This window comes from Butyricicoccus sp. AF35-5AC, assembly GCF_003477715.1.
Taxonomy (GTDB): Bacteria; Bacillota; Clostridia; order Oscillospirales; family Butyricicoccaceae; genus Agathobaculum; species Agathobaculum butyriciproducens.
The window spans coordinates 411,385-430,114 of record NZ_QUDX01000001.1 but is presented as its reverse complement, the minus strand read 5'-3'; the positions used below and the strand labels follow the sequence as shown (position 1 = coordinate 430,114).

The 18,730-nt window shown below is 50.1% G+C and carries 18 protein-coding genes; 8 read left to right on the top strand and 10 right to left on the bottom strand.

Annotated features, from left to right (window positions below):
* The first annotated feature begins 12 nt into the window (after window positions 1-12).
* Window positions 13-747 carry a type 1 glutamine amidotransferase gene (locus tag DWZ82_RS02010; protein ID WP_118478360.1) on the top strand — a complete coding sequence of 245 codons (735 nt, stop codon included), beginning with the start codon at window positions 13-15 and terminating at the stop codon, window positions 745-747.
* A 670-nt stretch (window positions 748-1,417) separates the two neighbouring features.
* A complete protein-coding gene (locus DWZ82_RS02005; RefSeq protein ID WP_033121501.1) occupies window positions 1,418-1,666 on the top strand; it encodes a DUF6061 family protein in 249 nt (82 codons plus the stop codon).
* A 49-nt stretch (window positions 1,667-1,715) separates the two neighbouring features.
* Here the strand turns inward: DWZ82_RS02005 and DWZ82_RS02000 are convergent, their stop codons facing one another.
* The 7 genes from DWZ82_RS02000 to DWZ82_RS01970 all read right to left on the bottom strand — a co-directional run bounded on the left by DWZ82_RS02000 (window position 1,716) and on the right by DWZ82_RS01970 (window position 9,387).
* A complete protein-coding gene (locus tag DWZ82_RS02000) occupies window positions 1,716-2,741 on the bottom strand; it encodes a sensor histidine kinase (RefSeq protein WP_055228679.1) in 1,026 nt (341 codons plus the stop codon).
* 63 nt (window positions 2,742-2,804) lie between these two features.
* Entirely contained in the window at window positions 2,805-3,413 is a 609-nt protein-coding gene (locus tag DWZ82_RS01995; RefSeq protein ID WP_442861209.1) for a response regulator transcription factor, read from the bottom strand.
* Between the two features lie 19 nt (window positions 3,414-3,432).
* The gene (locus tag DWZ82_RS01990) at window positions 3,433-5,505 is read right to left on the bottom strand and encodes an ABC transporter permease (protein WP_118478358.1); all 2,073 of its coding nucleotides are present in this window, start codon (window positions 5,503-5,505) and stop codon (window positions 3,433-3,435) included.
* Window positions 5,495-6,262 carry an ABC transporter ATP-binding protein gene (locus DWZ82_RS01985; RefSeq protein WP_033121505.1) on the bottom strand — a complete coding sequence of 256 codons (768 nt, stop codon included), beginning with the start codon at window positions 6,260-6,262 and terminating at the stop codon, window positions 5,495-5,497. Before DWZ82_RS01985 ends, DWZ82_RS01990 begins: the two co-directional genes overlap by 11 nt.
* A gap of 77 nt (window positions 6,263-6,339) precedes the next feature.
* Window positions 6,340-7,527: a hypothetical protein gene (locus DWZ82_RS01980; RefSeq protein ID WP_033121506.1), complete on the bottom strand. Its 1,188-nt coding sequence runs from the start codon at window positions 7,525-7,527 to the stop codon at window positions 6,340-6,342.
* A gap of 35 nt (window positions 7,528-7,562) precedes the next feature.
* Complete coding sequence (locus DWZ82_RS01975) at window positions 7,563-8,270, bottom strand: hypothetical protein (RefSeq protein ID WP_055228676.1); 708 nt, start codon at window positions 8,268-8,270, stop codon at window positions 7,563-7,565.
* 10 nt (window positions 8,271-8,280) lie between these two features.
* Window positions 8,281-9,387 (bottom strand): DUF6076 domain-containing protein, encoded by a 1,107-nt coding sequence (locus DWZ82_RS01970; protein WP_118478356.1) that lies wholly within the window; start codon window positions 9,385-9,387, stop codon window positions 8,281-8,283.
* Between the two features lie 222 nt (window positions 9,388-9,609).
* On the opposite strand from DWZ82_RS01970, the gene DWZ82_RS01965 reads away from it, so the two are divergent.
* From DWZ82_RS01965 to DWZ82_RS01935, 6 genes are all read left to right on the top strand, one after another.
* Window positions 9,610-10,230 carry a CHC2 zinc finger domain-containing protein gene (locus DWZ82_RS01965; RefSeq protein WP_033121509.1) on the top strand — a complete coding sequence of 207 codons (621 nt, stop codon included), beginning with the start codon at window positions 9,610-9,612 and terminating at the stop codon, window positions 10,228-10,230.
* 1 nt (window position 10,231) lies between these two features.
* On the top strand, window positions 10,232-11,578 hold the full coding sequence (locus DWZ82_RS01960; protein ID WP_117347204.1) for a DNA primase family protein: 1,347 nt from the start codon (window positions 10,232-10,234) through the stop codon (window positions 11,576-11,578).
* 394 nt (window positions 11,579-11,972) lie between these two features.
* Window positions 11,973-12,194, top strand: a complete 222-nt coding sequence (locus tag DWZ82_RS01950; RefSeq protein WP_347003522.1) for an LLM class flavin-dependent oxidoreductase — start codon at window positions 11,973-11,975, stop codon at window positions 12,192-12,194.
* Between the two features lie 346 nt (window positions 12,195-12,540).
* Entirely contained in the window at window positions 12,541-13,830 is a 1,290-nt protein-coding gene (locus tag DWZ82_RS01945) for a plasmid recombination protein (protein ID WP_033121833.1), read from the top strand.
* A gap of 18 nt (window positions 13,831-13,848) precedes the next feature.
* On the top strand, window positions 13,849-14,151 hold the full coding sequence (locus DWZ82_RS01940) for a hypothetical protein (protein WP_033121834.1): 303 nt from the start codon (window positions 13,849-13,851) through the stop codon (window positions 14,149-14,151).
* Window positions 14,151-15,878, top strand: a complete 1,728-nt coding sequence (locus tag DWZ82_RS01935; RefSeq protein WP_033121835.1) for a recombinase family protein — start codon at window positions 14,151-14,153, stop codon at window positions 15,876-15,878. The genes DWZ82_RS01940 and DWZ82_RS01935 overlap by 1 nt, the downstream gene beginning before the upstream one ends.
* 199 nt (window positions 15,879-16,077) lie before the next feature.
* Here the strand turns inward: DWZ82_RS01935 and DWZ82_RS01930 are convergent, their stop codons facing one another.
* Genes DWZ82_RS01930 through DWZ82_RS01920 form a run of 3 tightly spaced genes read right to left on the bottom strand, consistent with a single transcriptional unit; the run spans window position 16,078 to window position 18,730 of the window.
* Window positions 16,078-16,701, bottom strand: coding sequence for a precorrin-8X methylmutase (locus DWZ82_RS01930; protein ID WP_118478352.1), 624 nt, complete (start codon window positions 16,699-16,701; stop codon window positions 16,078-16,080).
* 8 nt (window positions 16,702-16,709) lie between these two features.
* A complete protein-coding gene (locus DWZ82_RS01925; protein WP_118478350.1) occupies window positions 16,710-17,234 on the bottom strand; it encodes a cob(I)yrinic acid a,c-diamide adenosyltransferase in 525 nt (174 codons plus the stop codon).
* The gene (locus DWZ82_RS01920) at window positions 17,231-18,730 is read right to left on the bottom strand and encodes a cobyric acid synthase (protein ID WP_118478348.1); all 1,500 of its coding nucleotides are present in this window, start codon (window positions 18,728-18,730) and stop codon (window positions 17,231-17,233) included. The genes DWZ82_RS01925 and DWZ82_RS01920 overlap by 4 nt, the downstream gene beginning before the upstream one ends.

Below are 18,730 nucleotides of genomic sequence, written 5' to 3'. Positions count from 1 at the left end.
GGGGCAACTGCAATGGAACTGAATATCTGCCATCTTTACCCCGACATTCTCAATCTGTACGGTGACCGGGGCAACATTATCACGATGAAGCGCCGTCTGGAGAGCCGCGGCATCAGCGTCAATGTGGACGAGTGCTCGATCGGTCAGCCGCTCGATGTGGACAAGTACGACATTTTCTTCATCGGCGGCGGACAGGACTTCGAGCAGGAGGTGCTGCTGCGCGACCTCGCCTCCGGCAAGGGCAAGGACATCCGCACCGCTGTTGAAGAAGAGAAGGTGTTCCTCGCCATCTGCGGCGGCTACCAGATGCTCGGCCAGTATTACAAAACGTGGGACGGCGTGCAGCTCGACTTCATCGGTGCGATCAACGTGCACACCATCGGCGCGAAAGAGCGCATGATCGGCAACTACATGTACCGCACAACGCCCGAGAGCAGCGGCTCCATCGTGGTCGGCTTTGAGAACCACTCGGGCAAAACCTATCTCGGCGAGGACGTCGCGCCGCTCGGCATGATGATCAAGGGCTACGGCAACAACGGCGAGGATCAGACCGAGGGCGCACGCTACAACAATGTGTTCGCCACCTACTCGCACGGCTCCCTGCTGCCGAAGAATCCCGTGCTGTGCGACTTCATCCTGCAGACCGCGCTCGACCGCCGCTACGGCAAGACCGATCCGCTCGTGCCGCTCAACGATACGCTTGAGCTGAACGCGCACAATTATATGGAGCAGCGATTGAGCAAGTAATTAGGAATTAGGAATGAGTAATTCGTAATTGACGCGGTGACGGAGATTTCCTGCACCGGCTTTGCGGGGTGCCCGAACCGCGTGAGCGGTTTGCCATTTCCGGGCGAGAACATTGCGGCGTTCGCCGCGGGGACAAAGAGGAAGGACAACCTACGGTTTTCCTTCCTCTTTGAACTCCTACCTTTCCCTTAGAGGGCTTGGGTGCAGATGGTAGACTTCGTAAGCGTGGAAAAGGAGAACGGCAGAGGATTTTTTCTTCCGCGTGGTATAACACCTTTTCGCATTTCGGATAACGTACTGCTACACAAACCATTCACCTTGTGCCGCGCTTGCGTGGATTCACCCACATATGCAGCACAAAGGTATCTGACACTGCGTATAGGCAGAGAAATGGGCAGACACATTGGTCTGCCCCTACGCAAATGCAACCCCACTGTTGTTCCCCTTTGCTATGCTTACGCAGTTTACCATCTGCGTCCAAGCTATCCAAGGGCAAGAGGAAGATTCACAAAAAGGAGGAAACCGTTGGCTTAACAGTGATAAGGAACTAATTTACTTATCAACTGTTAGCTGACGGTTTCCGGGGTGCATACGGACAAATCCCGTCTGATTTCTAACAGGAAGTCAGACGGGATTTTCGCTTTATATTACGAATTATGGAGGACATACCATGAAAACCTTAATATCTTGTGCCTACAATATGGATAATTGCTGTGTGGAAGTGAAATTCAGCGACGGCAGTATGATTGCGATTGACACTATCGTCGTTGAGAACGAGATTGCTGACAATATGTATCAGCGGTCAGAGCTGGATTATTTGATCTACAACGCTCCTTTGGAGTATGCAGACCTTATCTTGAACGGCGATCCCGAAACCTATTTGAAAACTGTAACAGAATACAAGCCTTGGGATAGCTGACAACACGCTGCCCGCAGGAGAAAATCCTGCGGGCGTTTTTCTGTTTATATTATTTCCCTCCGTTGGATCTCAATTTAGGAAAGAAGATGACAATCTTGAAGCTCTTTCCCCACTGGGAAGCTGCTTCCAGATGAAGATTTAGATCGTCGGCCATCTTCTTAACCAGGTAAAGTCCCATACCGGTAGCCTTCTTTCTGCTGTCAGTAGAATCCCCGGTAAAGCCCTTTTGAAAAATGTACGGCAGATTATATTTTTTTACGCCAATGCCGTTATCTTCAACAGAAAGGATATCTGCAGTCTCCGAATGTATCACGGAAATTGTAAGCATGGGACTATCGCTGCTATATTTGATGGCATTGCTAACGATTTGTCCCAACATAAACTGAAGTCCTCTACGGTCTGTATAGACTGTTTCAGATTGCAGTTTGTTGAGAATGACAAAATGCTTCTCTTCAAGAAGTGGGGCATAGTCCTCCAGAACTTCACCCAAGCAGTCATTCAAATTGACATCCTCAAATCGGTAATCCTTTGTACTGCTCTTCAACCGGGCATAGTACAGCATCTGCGTGACATCCTCCTGAAGCTGACTGCGGACATAATCCAGCTTTGCTTGCAGGGAAGGAGAGATTTCATCGTTCCGGTTATCCAAGAGCATGGTCAGCAACGATAGGGGCGTTTTCGCTTCATGTGCCCAGCCCTCCACGTATTCTTCATAGTCCCGTAGGGCATCCGCCATATTGTTACTCTCGTTTTTGTATTCCCGTAAAACCGAAGCCAAAAATCGGACAGATTCTCCTTCTTTCTGACTAATGGCACTGAGCAGCCGTTCTTCATTGCAGATGGTAGGATCACTGAGGAAATCTCGGAACAGTTCCATGTGGGTGTTCTCCCTCTTGTTTAGTACAAACAGAATCGCTGAAAACAAAAGGATGCTCGTCAGAACTACTAACCCGATCAAGGTTTGAAATACCTGAATGTCAGAAATCCAAAGAATGACAGCGCAAAAGCAATCCACGCCCAGCAGCAACAGAAGCCAGGGGTAGTACCGTTCTATCATGTGCCAAAGCTGCTTCATAGAGACACCTCCGCTTCCAAACGGTAGCCCATTCCTCGAACTGCAACGATTCGCTGCTTCATTTCAAGGGCGGACATCGTTTTTCAGCCGGGTTAGGTTAACCTGCAAGGCATTTTCATCTATGTATTCCGTGGTTCCCCATAGTGCCATGCAAAGCTGCTCCGTCGTGACCAGAGCATCGCCGCCGGACAAAAGAGCGACCAACAGTTTTCCCTGATTTTTTGGAAGCACCACAGAGGTATTATGAATATAAAGCGTGTAGGTCTGCTGGTCTAACAGGAAATCTGGTCCCTCTATGAGATTGGTACGGCCTTCATACCTTTTGAGAATATTGGATACCCTGGCAAGAAGTCGATCTTTTCTGCACGGCTTCGTCAAATATTCATCGGCACCCAACTGGAACGCTTGCAGTTCATCCTTTACCTGATCTCTGGAAGTCAGCACCAGGACGGGGATAGCAGTTTTATTCTTTAGCTCCTGGCAGATTTGAAAGCCACTGATCTCCGGCAAGTTCAGGTCTAAGATCACAAGGTCAGGGCGGAGGGCTGCCAAGAGCCGAGCGGCATCTTCAAACTCGGTAATTGCCTCCACAAGATAGCCGTCCTTTTGGAGCATATCGCAGAGTTCTTCCCGCATATAGACTTCATCTTCCACAACAGCAATTCTTTTCATGACAGCACCTCCTTCCAAATTATTCTTCTCTCTGCGGCTGCATCAGTGTCAGCAAATACCGATCACTGGAGCGCTTGACCACTCTCATATAAATATATTCTATCACGCAAAGTAGTAAAATCATAGCAGCAGATACAAGCAGCATTTCAGACACTGTCCCACGGGTTCGGGACGAGAGTATCCCTGTAAATAACGCCCTGACTCCAAACAGACTGCTGACAGCCGCAACCAATACAGGAAGTCCCATAAACCAGGTAATTTGCTTTCCAGCAGACTGGCAAAGGGTTTCGTAAGTAGCTCCCAGGCGGATCAGGGTCTGGTATCTGCGCCCGGTTTTCTGCTGACTCATCAGGAACTGAACACCCACGATGGTGTTGGCAACTACCAGGAAAACAATCGCAAGATAGAGGGTAATATAACTGGATGCTATGGTGTAGAAAAGCTGACGACCTATATTCTGAAGATAGCTTTCATATTCAATGCCAGTTTCGTCCAGCTTCTCGTTCAAATCCAAATATGCAGTCATAAGGCTATTTCCATCCAGAGCCTGCTCACTGAGCACCGCATTGACATAGGTATCATACATTCCCTGGCTATAATATAGGAATGCTTCATCCGGAAGAATCAATGCAAAGGACAAGGTTATAGAACGGTCCGTGACCAAATTCACAGACTGAACCTCTCCTGTAAGATGAATCGGACTACCATCCAGTTCCACCTTGGGCTGTCCGGCCAATACTTGGTTCAGCATTGCGGTACGACTTACCGTAGTAAACTCTGTATCAATATAGACAGCGGCCTCCTTTTCGCCTAATTGGAGAGCCGGTTTGCCGGACAATTCCAACAAACGATTATAGTCCGATAAACAAATCAAATATGGGTATGTGGCATAACCAAGATTGTTCAGAAGGACATCCCGGTCTTCCGACTGGGGCAGGCTCCGAAGAGAGTCCATAACAGCGTCCATGCTGTAGGCATTATCATAATCTTCTGTGGTGCGAATACGCCCAACCCTCATTTCAAAAAGCTCTGAAAATTGATTTTCCAAACCGTTTTCTTTCAGGGCTGCCTTTATATTCGGAAGAACCTGCGATGAATCTTCTGCAGTATGATCTTCAAAAGTATAGTCGATTACATGGCCAGAAGACAGGCTATTCGTTCCTGCAATTCCTACGCCCGCACCAAAACAACACAGCGCCGCCAGAATCAGCAGGGAGCTGATGGCCATGGAGGTTGACTGATGAATAACATTCTCCTGAATCTGCCGGAAGGTAAATACATGAAGCTGCTTATTTCCTTTTCCTTTCTTAACAATCAAAGCAATCAGCGCACGCATCCCATAGAAAAGCAGCATCGTACCAACTATGCCCAACAGCAAAGTCCGTCCCATCATACTTACCTTTGTCCATGCAATTCCCTGAATCGCCATGTAGTAAGCCACTGCCAACATCACACTTCCGCATATAGCAGCCAGTCCATAGATAACAGATGGCATTTGCTTTTTGGGGCGGTTCGTTGGCTGGGATAGCAAAGTACCGATCTCCTGGCGGCTGATTCGTCCACTCAAAATCAGAAGTGCCGTCAGCTTAATTGCCAGAAATCCTGCCAGCGTCCATTCAATTGCAGACCAGGATAAAGAAAACTGATGACCGATGATCCCCATGCCTACCAGCTTGGCGGTGACAAGACTGACAATTTCTGAAAGCACCACAGCCACAGGTAAGCCTATGAGCATGGCAAGAATACTGGTCAGGAAATCTTCCGCCAGAAGCATACCAAACAGTTTACTTCTACGCATCCCCAACATTAGATAAACACCAAACTCATGCCGTCTGCGCTCGAACTGATACTTGCAGGCAAAATAGATCAAAAAGAACAGAATACCGAGGGTCATCCCATAAAACGCAGGAATCAGAAGCAGGAGTTTGTCAACTGCGTCACTCTCCATTTTCTGCAAAAAGAGCATCACATCTTGAGTGGAGATGGAAAGAATCATGTAAAAGGCAACAATAGAAATCACCAGGGAGCTGAAAAACAGACCGTTTTCCTTTCGGCTGCGGTGGCTGTTCCGAAGAATGAGATTAGAGAACATTTGCGCTGCCCCCTCCCAGTTGCGCCATCACCTTCAGGATGCGCCCGTAGAACTCCTGCTGGCTTTCGTCTCCACGCCGAAGCTCATGAAAGATCACGCCGTCCTGGATGAACAGAATGCGCTTGCAAAAGCTGGCGGCATTGGAATCATGGGTTACCATCAGGATCGTAGCTTGTTCGTCACGATTCAGGCCGGACAGCTTCTCCATAAGACTTCTTGCGTTCTTAGAATCCAGCGCACCCGTCGGTTCATCGGCAAGGATCATTTGGGGATGTAAGATCAGAGCCCTTGCTGCCGCAACACGCTGACGCTGGCCGCCGGACATCTTGGACGGAAACTTATCCAGAACATCAGTGATTTCCAGATAGTCAGCCAACTGCTTCAGCCGCTGGCTGCTTTCTGCTTCGGATACCCCATGCAAGGAAGTCGGGAGCAGGATGTTTTCCCTGCCAGTCAGGTTGTCCAGCAATTCAAAGTTCTGGAATAGATAACCAACTTTTTTGCCACGGTACTCTGCAAGAGCCTTTCCCTTGAGGGATTGCAGAGTATCGCCTTCCACCTGAATGCTTCCACCTGTGGGTTGAATCACAGTCGCAATACAATTGAGCAGTGTGGATTTACCGGAACCGCTGCTTCCCATAATGCCGAGAAACTCTCCCGGCATCACCTGGAAGGTGATCCCATTCAGTGCCTTTGTTTGACTTGGCACATTGCCATAGATTTTTGTTAAATTTTCAATATTCAAAATGGGTTTCATGTGAATACCTCCTATCATTTGTAATAAAATGATAGCATGGGAACACAGCAAATACCACTTACAGTGGTTGTAAGGATTCAAGATATAAGTGGCGGCTCAAGGGGGACGAGCATATATTTTGTAAGAGCATCAGGCGACAATGATAAAATATACCGGATCGCCTCCTTGGCAAACCAGTTCGTTTTAATTGTATCCCAATCAGCAAGTCGGATAATCTCTGCTGTGCCGTTCTCAAAATCAACTGAAATTTCGCCCCATTCGCCGTCGCAGTCTGCTTGATATTCGTAGATTGCGGCGGCGATTTTCTTTTTGCGCTTGGTTTTGGTTTTCTGTTTCAGCCGGACAGCATGGAGCGCACCTTCGGCAACCAGCAGTTCTGTCAGTTTGTCCACCGCTTTCCGGTAGGCTCGCTCTGCACCGCTGGCTGTGCTGCCCTCAAACATAATCGCCAATTCTTCAAAAGTGGGGCGGTTCTTCCATGAGCCAACTCGCCCGCAGGTCATACAGATTGCTAACCGTTTTTCGAGCAAGGTCTGTTCCCGGTAATTCAGCTTCTCAAATGCCCGCTGTACCTTTTCTGCTTGTATGCCGTTCCAGAGGATGTCGGTATAGTTCCAGCTATCGTCAAGGGCTATATCCTCGCCTGTTTCCTCGCCGTCCTCGTCCGTTATATAGAACGGCTGCTGGTTGCGGATTCCACGGACAACTTTCAGATATTCTTCCGCAAGAGCAAGGTCGCAGTTATACTTCTTGGAAAACTGGTTGACCGCATCTTTGGTGTTATGGTACAGCCACGCCATTGATCGCACCATTTTGTAATTGGTCAGAGAGGATACCGACCATTTTTCTTCGCCCATGCGGAAACGGAGCATAGAATCCCAGATGAACGGATAGATGTATGTAGCATACTCCGCACCCTTGGCAGGATCATAGTCCATCAGCTTTTGGAGCATTTGCTCCCGGCAGGAGATCTTTATATCGATAAATCGGTCTGTGTCGTACAGATTGCCGCCGTCCACACTGAGAAAGCCTTTGATGCGCTTGTTGAGCTGCGTTTCGTAGTGGTGCAGAAAGAACGAAAAATATAGCAAATTCTTTTCCCGCAAAGCAGACAGGATATATTCATTCAGACTGTCCACCGCTGGCGGTTCCGGTTCCAGTTGGAAGATGCGCTCTGCCACATAGGGGATGATGCCGTCACCGTGTGGATTAACTTGGTGCTTCGGTATGTATCCGGTCATGTTCCACGAAAAATCATTTAGCATAGCGCACCTCCCTTCTAAGTAATCAGTGGGAATAATTAACCATAATTCCAAGTTTGTCTTGCAGCATTTATATTATCCAGAAGAACAGATGCAGGATTTGCCTCGTAATAGTACGTGCTCATATCCAAAATGCCTTCTTCCATTTCACCCCACTCTGCTGTGCGAGAAACAAAGATTCTATTATATACACACCAATCGCATGTGGTGGTGAAAGCAGCAATATCTGCAAAGTCTTTTGGAAATACAATTCTTCTTCCATTTGATGTTGGCTTAAGATAGTTCTCCATTATTTCTTTGAAATTCTTCAGATCATAATCCGTAGCGTTTTCCAAAGCTTTACAGACAATCAATTCTTCGTGCGTGAATTCTGTAAGTGTTTCTAAATGGTTTGCAAGAATTAGACCATAAATAACGCAAACCTTTGGGCATTCTGCATTTACGGTTTGTTTGAACAGATTGGCTACGATAATAGCCTTTTCCGGGCTGGAGTTTACATAGTTGTAAAGCTCGTTCAATCTTCTTTCGAGATTAAAGCCAGATGCAAGACCGTTCAGTAGATGGCCGAGTTTGAAGGTATTGTATTCAGATAGAAGATCATTTCCTATTCCGCCTACAATTCCCGCAACTGGGTTTACTACGCCCAACACACCAATAGAGCCAGAACGGATTATTTTGGTCATAGGATTGTCCATAACCCGGCTAAGCGCATTCCCAATATCAGTTAAATCATATTTCTGTGCCATTACATATTCCTCATTTCGTCCGTAATTTTGCTTCTTTCTTCAAAGCAGCCTGTCCCATCTCTTTTTCGTAATCACCTTTGGCATAGGCGACATTGCTCAGCGCTCGAAGCATTTTATCCTTTGCCAGCTTTTTCATAACCTCTGCAAGATCAGCGTCCAGAGTACCACGCTTCACATAGCGGTTTATGGTGTTCAGCCGTTTCTCATAAATCTGTTTCACCGGATGATCGTCCGCAAGCTCCCGTTGTTCTCTGCCTTTCAGGTTGCCGATCTGTCGGCAAGTGCGGTGCAGCTTGTCCCCCGGTGCATAGCCGCCGCAGTATTTGGTGTGCCTTGCGTTGGTGGTGAGGAACCACTTGCCGCAGATTTTGCATTTTTTCGGGGCATGACCAACACATAAGCCCTCAAAAAGATCAGACCGGAACATCCCTACAAAGGATACATAGTGCATCCGCTTGACCAGCTTCGCAACTTTTTCGCCGGGACGGATGACCGATATATACTGAACGGAATTATTCAAAGTAGACATCCAGGCATTGCCCTCCGTGATAGAGAACTCCGGCGGAAAATAGTCGCCGAACATTTTTGCAAAACCCTCTGCGGTGCGTTCTGCTTCATTGCCGTCTGATTTTTCTGCAAAATCAAGCATGGCCGTTTGGTATTCCCCAAGGGAGTATGCCAGATGCCCGAAAACTGCGGTATAGCGTTGGAGCATCATCGCATCGGTAAAGTTCTGGATTTCTTCAAATTGCAAAGAATTGGTTGCGGCTTTTATGGCAAACTCCACATATTTCAGCGCATTGTCCACAGTAAAGACTTTTTCAATCCGTTCTCTGTGCTTTGAGATATTCATATAGGAGAACGGCGGTGTTTGACTGAGAATATCGAGCATCGTCAGAGCAGCTTCCTTTGCAATAGGACAGAGTGCAGAAGCATCCTGTCCGGCGTTTAATATTCCAAGCAGCAGATTGATTTTCTCGCATTGCTCGTTCATCTTTGCGATGGTATCCGCAGGGACATTCAGCGCATCACAGGCAAGAGCGCCGACAGGAAGTGTTTTTCCCTCATATATGACCGTATCCTGCCAAAAATCCAATGTCATCAGTTCTTGGTTCATGCTTGCCCCTCCTGTCCTGTTTTTTCATTTTCTTAATTCTATCATGCTAATGTAAAGAAATCTACATCTATCCATAAGTTGTCCTGTTTTTTGAAACGGGGTTGTCCTCCGATTAGCCTGTTTTTTGAAAAATCCGGCATAACCATAGTAGAAGGAGCCAAACCCCTGCCAATCACGGCGGGTGTTTCGTGCTTTCTAAATACTATGAACGGAGGTTTTTCTATGACAATCTATGAAATCATCAAGGCGGCAATCAGCGTAAAGCAAGCCGCAAAACACTACGGGCTGAATGTCAACCGCAATGGTATGGCTTGCTGCCCGTTCCACAACGACAGGCATCCGAGCTTGAAGCTGAACGAGGATTATTTCTTCTGCTTCGGCTGCGGAGCCAAGGGGGATGTAATCGACCTTGTGGCAAGACTGTTCGATCTGAGCAGTTATGAAGCAGCGCAAAAGCTGGCTGCGGACTTCGGGCTTGACCCGAAACCGCCCACTGCCGCAGCTATGGTCAAGCCAAAGCGTCCCTATATCCGTCAGTTCCGGGAGAATGAAATGCTGTGTTTCCGGGTGCTGACGGATTATCTGCATCTGCTGGAAGATTGGAAAATACGATACGCACCCAAGACACCGGAAGATGCTCTGGATGACCGTTTTGTGGAAGCCTGCCAGATGCACTGCTATATCGAATATATGGCAGATGTGCTGACGGTGGGTGATCTGGAAGAACGGGTGGCATTGGTGGACAAGCTGATGCAGGACGACAAAATTGCTTTTCTGCAAGAGTATACCGCACGAAAGAAAAAGGAGGTGGCGCACCGTGGCGAAGAACCGGAAAACGCCTAATATGAATTTTCCTGTCTGGTTTGACGGGCAGAACATCAACGAAGCTCTGTTTTGTGAAGAATTTCTGCATGAGCGCAGAATCATCTTCGCAAACGGAGCTTTTTTCACGCCCGATGGTCGAGTGACGGATGACCTTCCTCTGCGTGGGGAGATTTACGACAAGCTGAAATTTTGTGCCGTGAACAACATCCCACGGAAGATCACCAACATTCTGGAAGTGCTGAAACTGGAAGCGCAGGTGTCTGACTTCCCTCCGGAGCAGGATCGCATCCATGTTGCCAACGGTACGCTGCTCTTGAACGGCACTTTCACCGAAGGCAGACCGGCTATCGTGCGAAGCCGTCTGCCTGTCGGCTATAATCCCGATGCTCCTGCACCGGTGATCTGGCTGAACTTTCTGGATGGGTTGCTTTACGCCGAGGACATTCCAACTTTGCAGGAGTTTATCGGCTATTGCCTGATTCCCTCCAACAAGGGGCAGCGCATGATGGTGATTAAAGGCAACGGTGGCGAGGGTAAATCTCAAATCGGTGCGGTGCTGTCCACCATCTTCGGCACGAATATGAAAGACGGCAGCATCGGGAAGATTTCTGAAAACCGTTTTGCCCGTGCCGATCTGGAACACATCCTGCTGTGCGTGGATGATGATATGCGGATGGAAGCTCTGCGTCAGACCAACTATGTAAAATCCATCGTGACTGCACAGGGCAAAATGGACTTGGAACGCAAGGGCAAGCAGAGTTATCAGGGCTGGATGTTTGCCCGGTTGCTGGCATTCAGCAATGGTGATCTGCAAGCCCTATATGATCGCAGCGATGGTTTTTACCGCAGACAGCTTGTGCTGACCACCAAAGAAAAGCCCATGGACAGAGCCGATGATCCTGACCTTGCAGAGAAGATGAAAGCTGAAGCCGAGGGTATCTTCCTGTGGGCATTTGAAGGCTTACAGCGGCTTGTTGCCAACAACTTTAAGTTTACGGAGAGTGACCGTATCCGGAAAAACCGGGAAGCGGTCAAGCGTGACAACAACAATATCTTTGATTTCATGGAGTCGGAGGGATACATCCGATTGAAAGCGGATGCTTCCATCAGCTCTAAGGATTTCTATGAAATCTACCGGATGTGGTGTGAGGAAAACTCCCTTGCACCGCTGAAAGCCCGTAGCTTCAGCGATGCCATGATTGCCAATGCCGGGAGATTCAATCTGGAGCATTGCAACAACATCACCAACTCTGCCGGACGGCGGGTGTGGGGCTTTATGGGCGTGGAAGCTGTGGCAAGACCTCATATAAATGGATTTTACGATGTTTCGCCGTGTACGTACGTACCGGAGGACTGGCGGGATTGATTTTGCCAGTCATGCTCTGTACGTATGTACGCAGCATTTACCCCTGTTTTCTTCCGTTATAGGAAACAGCAGCTTTCAAAGCTGACCTGTTTTCGGGCATTAAAAATCAATGGTAATGGAAACAGCAAAGTTTTTGACCGCAGGACGAAACTATTTCACGAAATCGTGCTTCTCTGAACCGTGTACCCTGTTCACGGAACAATGGGTGTTTTCACTGTTCCAGACCAAACCACACAAAACGGCAAAGTGGGATATGGTCATATATGGACAGGACATCACAAGCGAAATTCTGGACGGATTTCGGAGATTGCAGATTTTTCACTGTTCGGTGCATCCACTCCACCTTGGAGCGCAGAGGTTGCACCGACACATGAACTGAATTATGGAGGATTTTATCAATATGAATATACGCAACGAAATAAAGGCACAGATCATCCGTGCCGGGATGACCATGCAGGAAGTTGTTGACCTGCTCTCGGACGAGTACGGATGGAGCGACAGCGTTTCCAACCTGTCCGCAAAATTACAGCGGGAAAGTATACGATACAAGGAAGTATTGGAGCTTGCCGCTGTGCTTGGTTACGACATCGTATGGCAGAAAAGACGGGAGAAGTGATACCCCGGCAACAGCCCTCCGCATCTCCCGTCCCCATAGGCGCACCGCAGTGCTGCCCATGGACAGGCAGTGAAAGATACGGTTTTCGCTGCCATCGTCTGCAAGAAATGTTCCGCAGAACAGCTTCATGCAGACGGGCTGACCAAGGTAAAAGGCGCAGACATTTTGCCTTGGTCAGCAGAGGTCACCGCAGTGACCGCATTCCCCCTCGGGAGAGCCCTCGGAGAGCCCACGGCACTTTGTAGCCAGCATGGATGAAAGTGTAATAGTGGGTTATTACACTTTGAAAAAGTGCCGTTCCTCAGCCCTCCGCTGTCTGCAAATCTTAAAGAAAGGACAAAAATCTATGGCAAGAAATGATGGAATTGATCGTACCTTAGCCAGAAATCAGGACTTGGAAACTCCGGATGATGTGACAAAAGTACAGGAACACAATGAGCGTGAAAAAGACCGTTATTCCAATGTGGACATCGTGCCGGAACGTACTGCGCTGAATGTTCACTTCAAGTCTCCCACTGACGATTATGTAAAAATGTTTGAGCAGATGGAGCAGGACAAGATCATCTCCACCAGAGGGCTGAAACCGGATGCCGTCAAATATGGCGAGTTGGTTTTCGATGTGAACTCCGCTTATTTCTACAACCACGGCGGCTATGAGTTTGCAAAACAGTTTTATGCCGATGCCTATAAAGCCGCCGTGGAGATCGTGGGCGGTGAGCAGTATATCCTCTCCGCTGTAATGCATGCCGACGAGCGCAACCGGGCAATGTCGGAAGCTCTGGGTGAGGATGTGTACCACTATCACCTTCATGTGGTTTATATCCCGGTGGTGGAGAAACAAATCCTGTGGTCGAAGCGATGCAAGGATGAATCCCTCCGGGGAACGGTAAAGGAAACGATCACACAGGTCAGCCGCAGTAAGAAGTGGGAATCCAAACCCGTTCTTGATGAAAACGGAAATCCTATGTTGAACGCAAAAGGGAAAAAGATTTTGAAGTCGTCCTACAGTGTGCTGCAGGATGACTTTTTCAATTTCATGCGAAACGCTGGTTATACCGATGTAGAGCGTGGAGAATGTGGCAGCACCGAAGAACATCTGACGGTGACACAGTTCAAGGTACAGGCCGAACAGCAGCGTTTGGAAGCTGTGACCGGACAGGTGGCACAGGCCGAGCAGAGCTTAGCGGATGCCAAAGCTGCCACGGAGAAGCAGAAAAAGAAACTGGAAGCTCTGAAAAAGGAAACTCAGGCTGCTAAGTCTGTTGCTATGACTGCACATGAGATTGAGTCGATGGGCAAGAAAAATCCCATTACGGGAAATGTTACCATGACGGCGGATGAGTGCCGCACGCTAAAGGATTATGCGGTCAGCAGCTTTGCGGAAAAGTCTGAGAAGCTGAAATACAAGCAGAAATTCGAGCAGGCAGATAAAAACGCAAAGATATGGAAAGACCGTTTTGAAAAACTGAACAAAGACTATGAGGAGCTGAAACAAAAAGCCCAGCCTTTCCTGGATGCGATTGAGATTGCATCTGAAAAGGTCTGGGCTTTTATCAATGCCATCCTCGCCAGGGGAAAGGAACTGTATGAACACAAACACCCTGCCCGCAATCGTGGACAGGACATGGAAATTTAAGAAAGGAACTATTTGCCTATGAAGAAAACCGTAGATGAAATTAACAAGATGATTATGGAAGATGCCCCGATGGAAGAAATCAACGATGCCATCGGCTATATTGATATTTGCTCCTGCTTCGATCCGATTTTTGAGCCGCCTATTGATTTTCTGGAAGAATGCCGCAAGCGTTGGGAAGCGGCACAGTCCTCTTTCTGCAAAACCATTGAGTGCAAGATCGGAAACACATGGTATGTGATTGAAACGGAGTGTGATGGAAATGAGCCACTTACCGACAAGGTAAAACGGCTCATTTTTTCTGACAAGGGGGTGATTTGTTAATGACTGCGACACAAAAGCATGATATAATTCCAATATGCACAACGGTACTGTCGGCTGACCAACCACCGAAGGAGGATATTATGTTGGATCAGCAGAAAATTACCATTCTCTATTGCCGTCTGAGCAACGAGGATGCCCAGGAAGGCGAGAGTAACAGTATCGCAAATCAGAGAGAGTATTTAACCCGATATGCCCGTGACCACGGGTATACAAACCTGAAAATTCTGGTGGATGACGGTTATACGGGGACGAACTTCAATCGTCCCGGTGTGCAGGAAGGCTTTGAGCTTGTCAAGCAGGGGCTTGTGGGCTGCTGGCTGGTCAAAGACCTCAGCCGCTTTGGTCGTGACTATCTGACTGTTGGACAATATACGGATATTATCTTTCCGAGTTATGATGTCCGCTTTATCGCTATAAATGATGGCGTAGACAGCAACCGGGGAGACAGCGAGGGCTTCGCCGCAATCCGTAATCTGTTCAACGAGTGGTATCCCCGTGATACCAGCAAGAAAGTCCGTGTCAGTTTGCGGCAGAGAGGAACCAGTGGGAAGCACATGGGCAAACCGCCCTACGGATACCGCTGTGACCCGGAGGACAAGGATCACTGGATTCTGGATGAAGAAGCGGCTCCGGTAGTCAAGCTCATCTTCGACCTTTGCATTGACGGCAAAGGCCCGGAGCAGATTGCAAGGATTCTGGAAGAAAAGCAGATTATGACCGCAAAGGCACTCTATGCCAAGCGAAAGAAAAAGCCGATGCCGGAAAGACCGTACCACTGGGGCAACCAGTCCATTGCAGGGATTTTGGAACGGCAGGAGTACACAGGCTGTACCTGCAACTTCAAGACTTATTCCAAGTCCTACAAGCTGAAAAAGCGGATTCCCAATGAGCCGGAGAATATGTTTTATCTGCCGGACACACAGGAAGCGATTGTATCTCAGGCACAGTTTGACAGGGTGCAGGAACTGAGGAAAAACAAACGCCGCCCCGCAAAAGCGGAACGGCAGGGATTGTTCTCCGGGCTTCTGTTTTGTGCCGATTGCGGCGGCAAGCTCCACTTTGCCACAAGCAAAAGCTTTGAGGGCAAGCAGGATCACTACGTCTGCAACAACTACAAGAGCAACCGTGGTACTTGTACTGCCCACTATATCCGGGAAGATGTGCTTCGTGAAATCGTTCTGGAACGCATCCGGGCAGTCAATGAGTATATCCGAAGCGATGTGGACGGTTTTCAGGAGGAATGGCTGCAATGCCGCAGGACTGACCAGGAGCGCAGCATCCGGGATGACAAAAAGAAGCTGGAACAGGCAAAGAAACGCCTTGCCGATCTGGATGTCATCATCGCCCGGCTGTACGAGGACTATGTTCTTGGAAATCTCAATCAGGACAGATACAGAAAGATGTCTGCGGACTATGAAGCGGAGCAGGAACGGTTAAAGCTCGAAATTGAAGTTATCGAAGAATGGGTGGAACAGCGGGAAGAAATGAACGACGGTCTGGATGCCTTTATCGCCCTGACACAGAAATATGTGGATGTGGAGGAGCTGACACAGACCATCGTGAACGAGTATATCAAGAAAATCATCGTCTATGCCCCGGACAAATCCAGCGGCAAGCGCAAGCAGAAAGTGAAGATTTTCTTCAACTTCGTGGACGATGTAGATATTCCCGTTATTTCCGAGCCTATCATCACGCAAACAACCTATGAACACAGAAAAACGGCGTGACCTTCGGGTCACACCGTTCTCTGCGACAAAATAGTTACTTGTCACTATTAAGCCTTGGTTTCCTCCTTTTTGTGCGCCTGCGGCAATACTCTCCGCTCGGAAAGAGCGTACCGCTGCGCGGTTCGTGTGCACCGGAAAGCGAGTGCAGAGAAAAACCGCCGCCGGTCAGCCAACCCATTACGCAATTCCTAATTCCTGCTTAAAATCCTTCTCGATGTACCATCTGATAGAGCAGCGCATTGACGATGGACGCGGCTACATTCGAGCCGCCCTTGCGGCCTCGTGCGATGATATACGGCGTGTCCCCGCCGATGAACAGCTCCTTCGCCTCGACCACGTTGACAAATCCGACCGGCACACCGATGACGAGCGCAGGCGCGACAATGCCTTCCTCAATCAACTCATGCAGACGGATGAGCGCGGTCGGCGCATTGCCGATGGCGAAGATGAGCGGACCTTCAAATTTGGCGGCGTGCTCCATCGAAACGACCGCCCGCGTGACACCGCGCGCCTTGGCCTCGCGTGCCACCTGCTCATCCGCCATCAGGCAGACCGCCTTTCCGCCGAGCTTTGCCAGCGTCACCTTGCTCACCCCGGAGAGCGCCATATTGGTATCGGTAACCACCGTCGCCCCTGCCGCAAGTGCGGCTTTTGCCTTTTCGATCACGTCCGGCGAAAACGCAAGGCTGTCCGCATAGTCAAAATCCGCCGTGGTGTGAATGACGCGCTTGACTACCTCGGCGATGCCCGCCGGAAACGTGCGCTCGCCCAGCTCGGCGGTGATGATTTCAAACGACCGCTTTTCAATGTCCTGCGGCTTCATGTATCCATTCAAAATTCGATTCCCTCCCGCGCAGCGATGCCCTTTTCAAACGGGTGCCGCTGCATTTTCATTTCTGTAATGTAGTCCGCGTGTGCCTGCAGCGCTTCGGACGGCCCCCGTCCGGTCAGTACGACCTCGAGCGTTTCCGGCTTGGTCTCAAGAAATTTTACGACCATTTTCTCATCCAGAAAGCCGCACGAGATTGCCGCGCAGACCTCATCCAGCACGAGCAGCCGCGCGTGCTCCCGCACGGCAAAGCCGGTTGCCGCATCGAAGGTGCGGGTGAGCGCGTCCGCTGTCTCCCGCTTCTCCGCATCCGTCATGCGGAACGAGAACTTGCCGACCGGATTGGCTGCCATAACGGTCACGTCGGGCAATTTCGCCAGCACGCGGCACTCGCCCGAAGTCCCATCCTTGAGAAACTGCGCGAACACGACCTTGTTTCCGCGACCCGCGCAGCGCACGGTCAGTCCGACCGCCGCCGTGGTTTTGCCCTTGCCGCCGCCGCAGTACAGGTGAATGAGTCCTGTCATGCTTTTCCCTCCATTATGCGGTAAATCCACTCCATATCGAGCGATTTTCGCACCGAATCCGCCAGTTTGTCGTACTGCTGCTCCTTGTAGGCGTGCGTGTCGAGCGCTTCACCGGTGAGCGTCACACCCTTCTTTTTCGCCAGTGCTTGTGTCGTCCGCAGCGCCGCCTCCGGCGCATCGAACACACCGTGCAGATAGGTGCCGAAGGCGTTTTCCGTCTGACAGCCGTCCTCGATTTCACCTTCCCTGCGAAGCAATCGAACGAGCGGCTTTGCACTCGCGTCGCGCACGGTTTCGCCCATGTGAATCTCGTAGCCCTCGACCGCCAGACCGCTCAAATCGGACAGCACACCGTCAATCTCAAGCAGCGTGCCGCGCGTCTGCGTCGTGGTCTTGCTCGAGCGGAACACCGTGTCGATCGGCAGCAGACTCATGCCGCGCAGACTGCCGCCGCCCTCGGTATTGTCCGGGTCGGAGACCGTGCGTCCCATCATCTGGTAGCCGCCGCAGATGCCGAAAACCGGCGTGCCTGCCGCGTGCGCCTTGAGAATCTGCGCCTCCATGCCGCTCTCGCGCAGCCACCGCAGGTCTGCCAGCGTGGACTTGGTGCCCGGCAGGATAATCAGGTCGGCTCCGGCAAGCTGCGCCGGTTTGTCCGCGTACGCGACACTCACGCCGGATACACGCGAAAGTGCGGAAAAATCCGTAAAATTGGACAGTCTCGGCAGCTTTACCACCGCAATGTTCACCAGTGCGGGAGCAGCCTTTGCGTCCAGACGCTCGGACAGGCTGTCCTCATCGTCGATGTCAAAATGACCGTACGGCACCACGCCGATGACCGGCTTGCCGGTCAAATCCTCGAGCTGCGTCAGACCCGGCCGCAGAATCTCCACGTCACCGCGGAATTTGTTGATGATGAGACCGTGAATGCGCGCCTGCTCGTCCTCATCGAGCAGCTTGACCGTGCCGTACAGCGACGCGAACACGCCGCCGCGGTCTATATCACCGACCAGCAGAACGGGTGCATCCACCAGCTTCGCCAGACCCATATTTACAATATCATCCTGCTTGAGATTGATCTCCGCCGGACTGCCCGCCCCCTCGATCACGATGATGTCGTTCTCGGCGGCAAGGCTGTCAAATGCGTCCTTGATCATGGGCAAAAGCGCCTTTTTATGCCCCCAATATTCGCGCGCGGTGCGGTTTCCCTGCGCCTCGCCCATGATGATGACCTGCGAGCCAACATCGCTCGTCGGCTTGAGCAAAATCGGGTTCATACGCACATCGGGCGCGATGCCCGCCGCCTCGGCCTGCACGACCTGCGCGCGGCCCATCTCCCTGCCGTCCGCCGTGATGAACGAGTTAAGCGCCATGTTCTGTGACTTGAACGGCGCAACGCGGTAGCCATCCTGCCGGAAAATCCGGCACAGGGCCGCGCAGAGAAGGCTTTTGCCTGCATTCGAGCACGTTCCCTGTATCATAATTGTCTTTGCCAT